Consider the following 13,089-nt stretch of genomic DNA (forward strand, 5'->3'; position numbering starts at 1 on the left):
TTATTCCGCCGTCTTTGATACCGATAGAAAACGAATTGCGGTAGTCGTCGTTCAGGAAACGATCGAAATCGAGAATCCGTCCCATCCTTTGCTGCCGACCGTCTGAATCGCGGTGGAAGTGACGTGGCTATCGGCTGCGAGCATGTCGAAGAACGTGCGCACGCCGATTACATCCGGATCGCCGCTGCCGGCGTCCGCAACGCGGCCCTGGCGAATTACGTTGTCCGCAACGATCACCGTGCCCGGCCGGCTCAGACGCAACACGAGGCGCAGGTACTCGGGATAGCTTTTCTTGTCGGCGTCGAGAAAGACGAAATCGAAAGGCGGAACGCCGTCGCGAAGGAAGGCTTCGAGCGTATCGACCGCGTCACCGACGACCACCGACACCACGCGCGACAAGCCCGCGCGTTCGATATTCCTGCGGGCGACGTCGGCGCGATGCTCCACGGCTTCGAGCGTAAGCAATGTGCCGTCGGCTGGCAGGGCGCGCGCAAGCCAGATCGTGCTGTAGCCGCCGAGCGTGCCGAGTTCGAGAATGCGTCGCGCACCGCGCATCTGCGCAAGCATCTGCAGCAGCTTGCCTTGATTTGGAGCGACGTTTATCGCGGGCAGTCCTTCCTCCGTGCTCAATTTCAACGCGGCTTCGAGCGCTTCGTCCGGCGTTTGCGTTCGATCGCACAGGTATTCGTCCATCGCAATCCATTGCTGTTCGTTCATTGCATCTCCTTGCCGCTGCGGTTGTCGAAGCGTGCCGGCCGGCACAAAAACGCGTTAGCGCGATAAATAATTTAGATGGCCCCGCAAACGATCTGCAATCAACGCTCGTCTGCGCCACATCACACGACTGCCTTGACGATACCCGGCGACTCGCGCCGCAACTCATGACCGAGCTGATCGACGGTTAGTCGGATCGCGTCGATCAATGCGCGCGCTGCCGGCGATGGCGTGCCGCCCGCGCGCATCGTGAGCCCTATCTCACGGCGCGTGGTTTGCAGCGGAATGTCCAATACGACAAGCTGACCCGATTCGCATTCGTAGTGCAGTTGTTGCGCGGATACGGCAGCGAGCATGTCCGTATGCATTAAAAGACCGCGAATGACGGCGAGGTCCGCGGTCTCGACGGTCGGCATCGGCGGCTTGAGCTTCGATCGCTTGAACTGCGCTTCGAACATCCCGCGCGCGGGCGCCTGGCTGCGCGGCAAGATCCATTGAGCGGCGATCAACTCTTTCAGCGTCAATCCGCTTCGCGCTGCAAGCGGGTGCCCGCGACGCGCGATCACGACGATGTCTTCCGACATGAGACGCTCATTGACGAGGCCGCTCGACGCATCGTTTGGACGCAACGCGCCGAGCACGAAATCGATATCGCCCGCACGCAGTCCCGCGACGAGCGTTTCATACGAACTTTCGTCGGTGACGATGCGCATGCCCGGATATTGCGCGGCCACGCGCGCGATCGCGCCCGGAAGGATCAGCGTTCTGCCGAGCGGCAGCGCGCCGACCGTGACATAACCCTGAATCGTGCCGCGCAGCGCCGCGAGGTCATCCGGAATATGGCGCAGTTCGTTCAGCGCGCGCCGCACGTGCAGGACAAAGGTCTCGCCTTCGCTGGTGAGCAGCAACCCGCGCGGACTGCGATAAAACAATTGCATGCCGGCGCCCGTTTCCATGATGCGTATCGCGCTGCTGACGGCCGGTTGACTCAGCCCCAATGTTTGCGCCGCGCTCGGCATATGACGGTGGCGCGCGAGTGCTGAGAACAATTGCAGCCGCCGCGTGTTGAGCAGAAACGCGGGAAGCGCGCCGCCCGTCGCGGTTCGGCGCCGGGATTGCCGCGTCGCGCACCATTGCGCCAGTTCTTCGAGTTCCGCGAAGATGCGCTGGCATCGCAACAGCACGGCGCGTCCTGCGGGTGTAGGCAACATGCCCGATGGACGACGTTCCAGCAATATCTCGCCGACCGCCGCTTCGAGTTCCTGCAGGGAGCGCGTGACCGCCGATTGCGCGCGAAATAGCGCAGCGGCGGCGCGCGTGGCGCTGCCCGTTTGCGCGACGAGCCGAAATGCGCGCAGATAGGCGAGATTGAGCAGCTCTCGATTGTCCATGTGAGAAGGCGCCAGGATGCCATCAGTTTAATTTATCGCTTGGTACAGGCTTCTGTGTTTCGCGCTCATTCTCCGCTAAGTGTCGACGCCGATCATGACGTCATGCACAAACGACGGACGCCCGAACAGGGAGCCGTCAAATGATCGGAGGGTTGCGCCATGTATCAGCATATCCTTGTTGCAGTGGGTCCGAGTTTCAGCGAAGCCGCCTTGTCGACCGCCATTGCACGGGCGCGCGAATGCAATGCGCGTCTGACCGTGCTGCATGTAATCGAATCGTCGCCGTGGTGGGCGGGCTGGCAAATGGAATGTCTGTGCGATCTGCCGGCGCTCGTGAATCAGCTTGCGCTCGTGATTCGGCGCAACAGCGAGAAGCTGCTTCAGCGCGCGGGTATCGACGCTAACTGGCAAACGCGCAGTCTGCCGCAAGACGGCCGAAGCATCGGGCGCGTGATCGCCGATGAAGCCCATCGCGTCGATGCGGATCTGGTGGTGCTCGGCGCAAGGAAGCGCGGCTTTTTCGGCTTCGGCATGAACCACGTGCGCAATGTCGTGTGTCGCCATACGAATCGCGAGGTGTTGATCGCGACCGCATGTGTCGCGCAAACGGCCCACGTAATCGACTTTCGCGGCACGGCGTTGCAGGCGCATCACGCTTAAGGTTTCTAACGTGCCTGTTCGCGCCTATCCGCGCGGTGTCACGCCTCGGGTCTGCGTCGCGCGCAGAAAATCGAAATCGACGCCCTTGTCCGCTTGCGTGACCGTGTCATAAAACAGCTTGAGATAACCTCGATCGGCACTGGGAATCGTGACCGGCGACGCCTTTGCACGCGCGGCAAGTTCTTCATCGCTAATGAGCAGACTGATCTCGCGTTTCGACACGCTCAGGCGAATGCGGTCGCCCGTTCGAACATGCGCGAGCGGACCGCCCACCGCTGCTTCCGGCGTCACGTGCAACACGATAGTGCCGAACGCCGTGCCGCTCATGCGTCCGTCGGAGATACGCACGATATCCTTGATACCCTTCACCGCGAGCTTGCGCGGTATCGGGATATATCCGGCTTCCGGCATGCCCGGCGCGCCTTTGGGTCCGATGTTCTTGAGCACGAGAATATCGTCGGGCGCGACATCGAGATCATCGGAATCGATGCGCGCCGCGAGATCGGCGCCGTTCTCGAATACGACCGCGCGCCCTTCGTGCTCCATCAGCTTCGCATCCGCCGCCGATTGCTTGATGATCGCGCCGCGGGGCGCGAGATTGCCCTCCAGCACCGCGATGCCGCCTTGCGGATAGATCGGCTTGTCGAAAGGACGCACGACGTCCTGCTCGAAAGCGGGACCCGCGGCCTCGATCTCTTCGCCGAGCGTTCGGCCCGTAACCGTCAAAGTGTTCAGGTTCAAAAGCGGCTTCAATTCGCGCAATAGCGCAGCCATGCCGCCGGCCTTGTGGAAGTCCTCCATGTAATGCGATCCGGAAGGCTTCAGATCCACGAGCACGGGCGTCTCGCGTCCCATGCGATCGAGCGCCTTCAAATCGACGTCATAGCCCATGCGTCCCGCGATAGCCGTGAGATGCACGATGCCGTTCGTCGAGCCGCCTATCGCGAGCAGCACGCGCATTGCGTTCTCGAATGCTTCCGCCGTGAGGATCTTGTCGATGGTGAGGTTATCGTGCGCCATCCGCACAGCTTGCGTGCCGGTGAGTTCGGCGATGCGCATGCGGTCCGACGTCACCGCGGGCGGCGATGCGCCGCCCGGCACCGTCATGCCGAGCGCTTCGGCGATGCATGCCATCGTGCTGGCCGTGCCCATTACCGAACATGTGCCCACGCTCGCGACGAGTTGGTTGTTCACCGCCGCGATCTCCGCTTCGTCGATTTCCTCCGCGCGAAAGCGGCCCCAATAGCGCCGGCAATCGGTGCATGCGCCGACGCGTTCGCCGCGATGCGCACCCGTGAGCATCGATCCGGTGATGAGCTGAATCGAGGGAATACCCGCCGATGCCGCGCCCATTAACTGAGCGGGCACGGTCTTGTCGCATCCGCCGATCAATACGACAGCGTCCATCGGTTGCGCGCGAATCATCTCTTCCGTATCGATCGACATCAGATTGCGCAGATACATGCTCGTCGGTTGCGAGAACGATTCGGCGATCGATATCGTCGGGAAATCCATCGGCAAGCCGCCCGCGAGCATCACGCCGCGTTTGACGGCTTCGATGAGTTGCGGCGCATTGCCATGACACGGGTTATACGCGCTGCCCGTATTGACGATGCCGATCACGGGGCGATCGAGCGCGCTGTCGGTATAACCTGCGCCTTTGATGAATGCCTTGCGCAGAAAGAGCGAAAAGCCATTGTCTCCATAGCTTGTCAGCGATTTACGCAGGCCGCCCGGTTGCGTGGGTTCTTCGCCGGGCTTTTTCTTGAAGGTGTCGGTCATGATTGCGTTACCGTTCGATGAGCGTTGAATGTCTGCGCGCCTCGATTGTCGCGGTTTCACGGCGAATTTGAGCGCACGTGACGCTTGCTTCAAACCATAAAGATTTTTGCTTTCGAAAGCGGAAATCGCTAATGGATAACCTCGTCATTAGTTTCGTCCGACGGATTCGGCCGCCGCGAGGAATGCCTGCACCAGACGCAGTCGGGCCGATGAACGCCCCCAAAGCAAACCGACGAGCCGCTTGGGCGCCGCGTGCGGCAATGCCCATTTCTTCAGTGAGAGCCCGCTCAATTCCTGCGACGCCCAATCGGGAATGAGCGACACGCCGAGGCCGCGATCGACCAACGTAGCAATCGCGGCGAGGCCATCGAGTTCGCAACGCTGATGCGGTTTGATGCCGTGTTGCCGAAGATACGCATCCGCAAGCTGTCCGCCGACAACATTGCGGTCATAACGCACGAACGGCTCGGTCTGCAGCGTGACGTGCACGTCGGCGACATGCATCGACGCGGGCGTCAAGAGAATCAGCGATTCCTTTCTAAAGGTATGCCAGTCGCAACTCTTCGGCAGATTGAAGAGCGGTTGTGCGATCACGGCGGCGTCGAGATCGCCGCTCGTCACCTTGCGATAGAGATCGAGCGACGTGCCTGGCTCCAGATAGAAATCCATTTGCGGATAGCGGTTCAGCAGCGCCGCGAGCGCATCGGGAATGAGGCCCGCCATCATCGTCGCCATTCCGCCGAGACGTAGCTGGCCACCCAATTGCTCAGGGTTATCGATGTCCGCGCGCAGATCGCGAATGTCGTGCAGCACGGCGCGCGCACGCACCAGAATGCGCTCGCCAGCCTCCGTCGCGCCGACGGTGCGGCCCGAGCGTCGCACGAGTGTCGTGCCCAGTTCGGCTTCCAGCATCTTCACTCTTTGGGCAACCGCGGCAGGCGTGAGATCAAGCCTGCGCGCGGCTTCGGCAATGGAACCAAGCTCCACGACGAACACGAAACTCTGCAAGTAACGCGAGTCCATCGATAAAATTTTTTGGGTGTGAAGAAGCCAAAGGATACTTCTTATAGCGATCGCGTGCCATCAAACTGATTGCGTTCACAACTAATGAAAATTAGCCTGAGGTCGAATCATGCTGGACACAGTCAAGAAATCCATCGCGGGTCCGGTGATTCGCCTGCATCCCGAAGACAACGTCGTGATCGCGCGCACCGATGTCGCGATTGGCACGCCAGTACCGTCCGAAGACTTCGTGTGCAGAAGCCAGGTCGCGGCGGGCTATAAGATCGCGGCGCGCGCACTCAGAAAAGGCGATGCCGTGCGCAAGTACAACGTGACGATTGGCTTCGCGAATGCGGATATCGCGGCTGGCACGATGGTGCATAGCCATAACATCGAGTTCCGCGAGTTCGACCGCGATCATGCGTTTTGCGCGGACTATCGCGCGGTCGACATGATCGCGGATAAAGATCGCGCGACCTTTCAAGGCATCGTGCGCGAGAACGGCGAGGTCGCGACGCGCAATTACATCGGCGTCTTGTCGACGGTGAATTGCTCCGCTACCGTCGCGCACAAGATCGCCGAATGGTTCACGCCGGAGCGTCTCGCAGGCTATCCGAACGTCGATGGCGTCGTTGCGTTCACGCACGGCATCGGCTGCGGCATGGAGATGAGCGGCGAACCGATGGCGCTGTTGCGCCGCACGACGGCGGGCTATGCGCGTCATCCGAATCTCGCCGCTGCGCTCGTCGTCGGACTTGGTTGCGAACGCAATCAATTGGCCGGTTTGATGGATCAGGAAGGCTTGAGCGCAAGCTCGCGGCTGCATACCTTCATCATGCAGGAAAGCGGCGGCACGCGAAGAACGATCGAAGCGGGCATCGCGGCGGTGCGCGCGTTGCTGGCCGACGCGAATCGCGTTAAGCGCACGACGGTCGGTGCGAGTCATCTGAAGATCGGCTTGCAATGCGGCGGCTCGGACGGCTTTTCGTCGATCACGGCGAATCCCGCGCTCGGCGCAGCCGTCGATCTGCTCGTGCGTCATGGCGGCACCGCGATTCTCTCCGAAACGCCCGAGATTTACGGTGTCGAACACACGTTGACGCGTCGCGCGGTGAGCCGAGAAGTCGGCGAGAAATTGCTCGATCGGATTCGCTGGTGGAAGGAAGAGTATTCGGTCGGGCGCGATGTGCAGATCAACGGCAAGGTTAGCCCGGGCAATCAGGTTGGCGGGCTTGCGAATATCTTCGAGAAGTCGATCGGTTCGTCGATGAAGGGTGGCACAGGGCCGTTGATGGAGGTCTATCGCTATGCCGAGCCGGTGAATCGACGCGGACTCGTCTTCATGGATACGCCGGGCTTCGATCCCGTTTCCGCGACCGGACAGATTGCGGGCGGCGCGAATCTTATCGCGTTCACGACGGGACGCGGCTCGATGTTCGGCGCGAAGCCGGTGCCATCGCTCAAGCTCGCGACCAATACGCCGATGTACGAGCGCCTGATCGAAGACATGGATCTGAATTGCGGCGGCATTCTCGATGGCGTGGCGTCCGTCGAGAGCACCGGCCGCGCGATCTTCGACGCGATCCTTGCCGCCGCGTCAGGTCAACGCACGCAAAGCGAGTTGCTTGGACTGGGCGATCACGAGTTCGTGCCGTGGCAGATCGGCATCATGAGTTGATGGATCAGCCGTCGATCGTTTCGTGCACGCCTTGCTCGCCGCGCTTCCAGTAAGCGGAAGCGCGAATGCGTTTCTTGTCGACGCCGCGTTCATCGCACAACAGCTTGCGCACCGCGCGCATGAGCGTGGCTTCGCCCGCCGCCCATACATAGCCTTCTCCATCGGGCACATAGGTTTCGCGTAGAGCGAGCAGCAACGCGCCGCCGGGGTGCGGGCTCTCGTTGCGATAGCGCCATTGCGCGTACAGATCGGCGCGCGTGTCGAATTCGATGCGCGCGGATGGATCGGCCACTTCGATCAGGGTCGCGACGCGCGTGCCTTCAGGCAACTCTTCGAGACGACGCGCGATGGCGGGCAGCGCGGTTTCATCGCCGATCATCAAATGCCAGTCGAAGTGCGGCGGGATCACGAACGAACCGCGCGGCCCGCCGATGCCGAGATACTGACCCGGCGCGGCTTGCGTGGCCCAGGCCGTCGCGGGGCCGGCTTCGTGCAGCGCGAATTCGATGTCGAGCTCGCGGGCCTCACGGTCGAAACGGCGCGGCGTGAAATCGCGCGCGATCAGACGCGGCTTCGACGTATCGAACTCGGGACCGTTGGGACCCGCGTTCGGCAGCGCGGGCATCGTTTCGCCGGGCGCGGGGAAAAACAGCTTCACGTGATCGTCGAACGATGCGCTGACGAAATCTTCGAGCGAGTCGCCCGTGAAGGTCACGCGCACGAAGTGCGGATTGAGCGCCTCGACGCGCGTGACTTGCAGCAGACGAAACTTGAGCGCGTGGCGCACGCGCGTGACTTCGAGATCGGGCCGGTCTTGGAGGATTGAATCGGTCATCGTGTATGGCTCCTTCTTACGCCTGCTTCGGCGCGGGATTCTGTTCTATTTCCGCCGTCGCACGGGCAAGGATCGCCGCGATGCGGCGTTGCTCTTCCTGCGATGCGTCGGTGCGCAGGAGCAGCGCCTTCTTCAGCGCCCGGCGCGCGGCGATCAACTCGGGCGCCCAGCCGCTATCGGCGGCCGTGTCGTCCACTTCCTCGCCCATGTATGCGCGGCGCACTAGATCCATCTTGCGCGCGAAGTGCGTGAGCTTCGCGAGCATGATGTCCACGCGTTCGCGATTGGACGCCAGGTATTCGCGGCCCGCGTCGGAAAGCGCGTAGCGCTTGCGATTGCCTTCCAGCTCGACGGTCGTATAGCCGAGTTCTTCCAGATACGTGAGCGCGGGGTAGACCATGCCGGGGCTCGGCGCGTAGAAGCCGTTCGAGCGGTCTTCCAGCGCCTTGATGAGTTCATAGCCGTGGCGCGGCGCTTCCGCGAGCATCGCGAGAAGCAGCAATTGCAGGTCGTCCGATGAGAATTTGCGGCCACGCGGCATGCCATCCTCACCGCCGAATCCGCCCATGCCGCCCATTCCACCAGGACCACCGGGGCCACCACCGAAGCGCCCGCCGCCACCATGCCGATGACGGCCGATCATGCTCCAGCGTTCGAAAGCAAGACGCTCGGCCCACTCGGGCGCGTCGAACGGAAAATCAAAGTCGAATGCGCGGAAGCCGGCTTCACGCGTGCGTTGAAAGCAACGGGATTTCATATGAGCACTCCAGATATGTCGTAAAACATATCTAAAGATATATATCGTAAGAGTGCCTGTCAAGCCGGTTTTTCGGGGTTCGATCAGACGAACGCGCGCATTTTGAACGCCGAATACAATTGACCGCATTGTCTTTTGCATACATAAAACCATGAGCCATTTCCGTTCCGTCAAGCTGGAGCACGCCAGCCGCCTCATTAACCACGGTCCGACCGTTCTCGTCACCAGCGCGCACGGCGGACGCCGCAACGTGATGGCCGCCGCCTGGTCGATGCCGGTGGAATTCACGCCGCCGCGCATCGCCGTGGTGATCGACAAGCGCACCTACACGCGCGAACTTGCCGCCGCGAGCGGCACGTTCGGCATCATCGTTCCGGGCGCGGCGATGATCGATCTCACTTACGCGGTCGGCTCGACGAGCGGGCGCGAGATCGACAAGTTCGAGGCCTTCGGCATCGACACTGTGCAAGGGCCGGTGCTCGGTCTGCCGCTCATCGACATGAATTGCGCGGCGTGGCTCGAATGCCGGCTCATCGACGAGAAGCACACGGAAGACGCCTACGACACCTGTTTCGCCGAAGTCGTCGCGGCGGCGGCCGATGCGCGCGTGTTCGTCGACGGCCACTGGACCATCGACGAATCGAATCAGCCGCTGCACACGATTCATCATCTCGGCGCGGGCAAGTTCGTGCGCGCGTCGTCGATGCAAGAGGCGAAGCCGCTCGTGCGCTGACGCAGTCGATGCGCCCCTATAGCCCGCAGCCGAAGGGTAAAGATTCCCCGTTTGCCCGTCGATAAAGAGACGTCGACCGCGAAGGACCGCAAGGCTATTCGCGGCGGCGCTTTTGAGCGCGCGATCCGTCATTCGAGTTCGGACGCGGGCGATAGATGGGCGAGGACAGCTCTCATAAAGTCTCCGACAGTGCGAGACCGTCATGACGAGCGCTCGCACCGTCAGGGGAAAGGGGTGCGGGATGAAACAGCATTTTTCGGTTGTGCGGTTCATGGTCTATCTCGCCGGCTTCACGAGTCTTCCAATGCTGAGACTCGTCGTTTCGCCGGACGGACGGGGCGGCATTACGGTTTTTTTCGCGTGCGTGGCGGCGGTTGCGGCGGCGTACATGGTGTACTACGCGTCGTCCGAGGGTTATCTGCGTAACCTGATGAGCGGAGTCGTGGTGTATCTCGCGCTCGCGGCTGTCGTGGCCGCGTGTCCGCCGTTCGTGCTGGTGCTGGCGTTCTGGTCGATCACGGGCGTTCTGAAGCGGCGGCGCACGCTGCTCGTGCACGCGATGTCGAGCGTCGCGCTCCTCGTTCTGATTTTCCCGATGCCTTTTGCGGAACGTATCGGCATGCCCGAACTGGCGGGCGCGCCTGCGGGCATCGCTTATATCGGATTCGCGCTCGGATGGTCCGCATGGGCATCGCGCAGTCCGTTGAAACTCGGCCTCTTCAAGTTCGCGACGATGCTGCTCGCGGTGCCGCTGATCGCGTCGTTCGTCGCGCTGGTCGGCGGCGGCATGTTCAGCCGCCCGGAGCGTCGCGTGCGTAATTCGATGATGCGCGCGCGCAAGGCGTCGACGCGGGCGTTGCCGGCGCCGGCGCGGGAGATCGCCGTGTCGAGGGCGGTCGTCGCGGGCGCGGCGGCGGATGTGCTGGCGGCGGTGGCCGACTAACGCGGTGCCCGCGCGAAAGGAACGACATCGAATTATGGTATTAAGCACGTTGCATCCAAAATTCAAAACCGTTCCATGCATTCGAACTCGCAAGCGACGCTGCTTTTGCTCGGCATCGTCATCATCCTGATCACGCCCGGACCGACCAACACGCTGCTTGCAACGGCGGGTCTGCGCCGTGGCATCAGGCGCGCCACGCCGCTCATGGCCGCCGAACTCGCCGGCTATTTCATCGCGATTTCCGTCTGGGGTTATCTCGTCACGCACGCGGCCGGTTTCCTCACCTGGTTGCCGACGTTCATGCGCATCGTGTGCAGCGTGTACATCGCGTATCTCGCCGTCGCGATGTGGCGCACCGCCGTTTCATTGCCGACGTCCGCGCAAAGGGCAGTCGGCATGCGCGCGCTCTTCGTCACGACGCTGCTCAATCCCAAGGCGATGCTGTTCGCAAGCGCGATCTTTCCGGCCAGCGCTTTCGGCGACTCCATCGTCTATGTGCGGACGATGTCGATCTTCGCCGCCGCGCTGATTCCCATCGGCTTTCTGTGGATCACATTCGGCGCGGCGCTCGGCACCGGACGTCTGGCGTGGCTGAGTCCCGAGCGCGTGCAGCGCGGCGCGTCGATCGTGCTCGCGACGTTCTCCATTGCGCTCGCGTGGACGACGCTTCATTGAGCGGGCGCGCGCCCTGCTAAACGCGGCAAATAAACGATCCGCGGCACAGTAAAAAACTGGAGACCGAATGACTTCCCGAAGGCGCGAGCCGATCGACCCGATCGACCCGATCGACCAGAAAGCCCCGCACGAGCCGCTCACCGCCTATTACGCCGACGAATCGAAAAGGCGTCTCTGGCTGCGCGGCATGTTCGACCGCACCGCGTCCGATTACGACGCGATCGAACGCGCGATGGCGTTCGGCTCCGGCCCTTGGTATCGCAATCGCGCGCTGCGCTCGGCGGGGCTCGCGCGCGGCATGCGCGTGCTCGATGTCGGCATGGGAACGGGGCTCGTCACCCGGGAAGCAGTCGCGATCACGGGCGATCCGGCGCTCGTCACGGGCGTCGATCCGAGTCCCGGCATGGTCGGCGCGGCGCATTTGCCGGTCGGCGTCGAGACGCGCATCGGCACGGCGGAGGATTTGCCGTGCGACAGCGCCGCCTACGATTTTCTGAGCATGGGTTTCGCGCTGCGCCACGTGAGCGATCTCGCGAAGGCCTTCGACGAATACTTCCGCGTGCTCGCGCCCGGCGGAAGGCTCTGCGTGCTTGAGATCACGCGGCCCGCGCATGGCGTGGGCGTCGCGGCGCTGAAGTTCTACATGCGCGGCGTGGTGCCGATGATCGCGCGCATCGTCGGCAGGAAAGGGGAAAGCGTCGAACTGATGCGCTATTACTGGGACACGATCGAGGCCTGCGTGCCGCCCGATACGGTGATCGCCGCAATCGAACGCGCGGGGTTCGCGAACGTGCGCCGCGATGTCGAACTCGGCATCTTCTCTGCTTATTGCGCGACGAAACCGGCGGCGTGAGCGGCGTCGAGAATCACGGCGGCGCGCCCGCTCAGCAGCAAGCGGCCCGCGTTGTGAATGGTGAAGCGGTAGAGCACCGTGTTGTCGTCGCCGCCGATGCGTTCGGCTTCGACATCGAGCGGGCCGTCGAGCGTGTCGAGCCGATCGACGTGGATCTGCACGCCGCGCACGCTCGTCAACATGCCGACGCGCGGGCGGCGGCCTTCCGCGCCGAGGAGCGCGCCATGCGCCGCCATCGCCTGCGCCGCGTATTCGATGCCGCACACCGAGGCGAGGCGGCCTTTCGAGCGCAGCGGGTTGTCGGGCGAAACATGACTCGTCGCCGTGCAGCGGATGCGCTGCGCATCGCACGCGACAACGGCGTCCAGCAGACACATCGCGCCGCCGTGCGGAATGCGCGCGGCGATCCACGCCCGATCGAGAACTTGCGCGGCGCTCATGACGGATCGATATCCACGGCGAGGCGCGTGTCGTCGAGATAATCGAGCACGACATTCGATGCCGCGCCGCGCGCCAGCGCTTCGAGCAACGGCAGCGCGCGCGCCGCCGGATTCGACAGACGCAGCGCTTCGAGACCGGCATCGGCGAAGGTGAACGCGTGCGCATCCGAGAGGCGCGCTTCGATGCGCGCGAGCGTCCGCTCGCTCCTGTGCGGCGCGAGCACCAGCGCGAGCCCGAACGCATCGGCGATGGGGCGCACCCGGCGCAACGGCTCGGGATAATCCGTGTCGTAGGCGACGAGCAAGGTCGCGACGCCATCGACGCTCACTTGCGCGAGGCTTTCCAGCAAGCCCGCCGCGAAGCTGCCGTCGTAAGCGCACAGCACGTTCGATGCGGCCATCGCGCGCGTCGCGATGCTCCAATAGCCCGCGGGCGCGTTGTGCACGGAGTTGTGAAAGCGCGTCGGCGAGAGTTGCGGTTCGTCGCTCGCGAGCGTTTCGCAGATCGCGTGAAAATTCCCGCCATCGCCGCCCGATGCCGCGAACACGGCGGCGAGCGTCGCGGCGTCGCGGCCGCTCTGCGCGACCGCTTCGTGCGCGGCCGCGAGCGCCGCGCGCACGACCGG

Annotated in this window: 14 protein-coding genes; 6 read left to right on the forward strand and 8 right to left on the reverse strand. The window is 63.0% G+C overall.

Translation table 11 applies throughout. The features are described 5' to 3' along the window. Positions 1-51: 51 nt before the first annotated feature. A complete protein-coding gene (locus AWB82_RS27330; protein WP_086972466.1) occupies positions 52-717 on the reverse strand; it encodes an O-methyltransferase in 666 nt (221 codons plus the stop codon). 119 nt (positions 718-836) lie between these two features. Then, the gene (locus AWB82_RS27335) at positions 837-2,105 is read right to left on the reverse strand and encodes a LysR family transcriptional regulator (protein ID WP_086972467.1); all 1,269 of its coding nucleotides are present in this window, start codon (positions 2,103-2,105) and stop codon (positions 837-839) included. 159 nt (positions 2,106-2,264) lie between these two features. Between AWB82_RS27335 and AWB82_RS27340 the strand changes: the two genes are divergently transcribed. Further along, positions 2,265-2,765 (forward strand): universal stress protein, encoded by a 501-nt coding sequence (locus AWB82_RS27340; protein WP_086972468.1) that lies wholly within the window; start codon positions 2,265-2,267, stop codon positions 2,763-2,765. Positions 2,766-2,789: 24 nt separating this feature from the next. Here the strand turns inward: AWB82_RS27340 and AWB82_RS27345 are convergent, their stop codons facing one another. Both AWB82_RS27345 and AWB82_RS27350 read right to left on the reverse strand, forming a co-directional pair. Further along, positions 2,790-4,547, reverse strand: a complete 1,758-nt coding sequence (locus AWB82_RS27345) for an IlvD/Edd family dehydratase (RefSeq protein ID WP_086972484.1) — start codon at positions 4,545-4,547, stop codon at positions 2,790-2,792. Positions 4,548-4,694: 147 nt separating this feature from the next. Beyond that, entirely contained in the window at positions 4,695-5,570 is an 876-nt protein-coding gene (locus AWB82_RS27350) for a LysR family transcriptional regulator (RefSeq protein ID WP_086972469.1), read from the reverse strand. A gap of 109 nt (positions 5,571-5,679) precedes the next feature. On the opposite strand from AWB82_RS27350, the gene AWB82_RS27355 reads away from it, so the two are divergent. Then, entirely contained in the window at positions 5,680-7,227 is a 1,548-nt protein-coding gene (locus AWB82_RS27355; RefSeq protein WP_086972470.1) for a UxaA family hydrolase, read from the forward strand. Between the two features lie 4 nt (positions 7,228-7,231). On the opposite strand, the gene AWB82_RS27360 is transcribed toward AWB82_RS27355, so the two are convergent. Both AWB82_RS27360 and AWB82_RS27365 read right to left on the reverse strand, forming a co-directional pair. Then, positions 7,232-8,062 carry a siderophore-interacting protein gene (locus tag AWB82_RS27360; RefSeq protein WP_086972471.1) on the reverse strand — a complete coding sequence of 277 codons (831 nt, stop codon included), beginning with the start codon at positions 8,060-8,062 and terminating at the stop codon, positions 7,232-7,234. A 16-nt stretch (positions 8,063-8,078) separates the two neighbouring features. Then, positions 8,079-8,819, reverse strand: a complete 741-nt coding sequence (locus AWB82_RS27365; RefSeq protein ID WP_407643052.1) for a PadR family transcriptional regulator — start codon at positions 8,817-8,819, stop codon at positions 8,079-8,081. A gap of 151 nt (positions 8,820-8,970) precedes the next feature. On the opposite strand from AWB82_RS27365, the gene AWB82_RS27370 reads away from it, so the two are divergent. From AWB82_RS27370 to AWB82_RS27385, 4 genes are all read left to right on the forward strand, one after another. Beyond that, positions 8,971-9,552, forward strand: coding sequence for a flavin reductase family protein (locus tag AWB82_RS27370; RefSeq protein WP_086972472.1), 582 nt, complete (start codon positions 8,971-8,973; stop codon positions 9,550-9,552). Positions 9,553-9,793: 241 nt separating this feature from the next. Next, positions 9,794-10,495, forward strand: a complete 702-nt coding sequence (locus AWB82_RS27375) for a hypothetical protein (RefSeq protein WP_235023460.1) — start codon at positions 9,794-9,796, stop codon at positions 10,493-10,495. 75 nt (positions 10,496-10,570) lie between these two features. After that, entirely contained in the window at positions 10,571-11,170 is a 600-nt protein-coding gene (locus AWB82_RS27380; protein WP_086972473.1) for a LysE family translocator, read from the forward strand. A 67-nt stretch (positions 11,171-11,237) separates the two neighbouring features. Beyond that, on the forward strand, positions 11,238-12,023 hold the full coding sequence (locus AWB82_RS27385; RefSeq protein WP_086972474.1) for a class I SAM-dependent methyltransferase: 786 nt from the start codon (positions 11,238-11,240) through the stop codon (positions 12,021-12,023). Here AWB82_RS27385 and AWB82_RS27390 read toward each other — a convergent pair. Continuing rightward, complete coding sequence (locus AWB82_RS27390; RefSeq protein WP_086972475.1) at positions 11,996-12,463, reverse strand: hotdog family protein; 468 nt, start codon at positions 12,461-12,463, stop codon at positions 11,996-11,998. The two genes, AWB82_RS27385 and AWB82_RS27390, sit on opposite strands and share 28 nt — an antisense overlap. After that, a partial coding sequence (locus AWB82_RS27395) for a beta-ketoacyl synthase chain length factor (RefSeq protein ID WP_086972476.1) occupies positions 12,460-13,089 on the reverse strand: 630 nt, incomplete at its 5' end. The genes AWB82_RS27395 and AWB82_RS27390, both read right to left, overlap by 4 nt.

The organism is Caballeronia glebae (assembly GCF_001545035.1).
Classification (GTDB): domain Bacteria; phylum Pseudomonadota; class Gammaproteobacteria; order Burkholderiales; family Burkholderiaceae; genus Caballeronia; species Caballeronia glebae.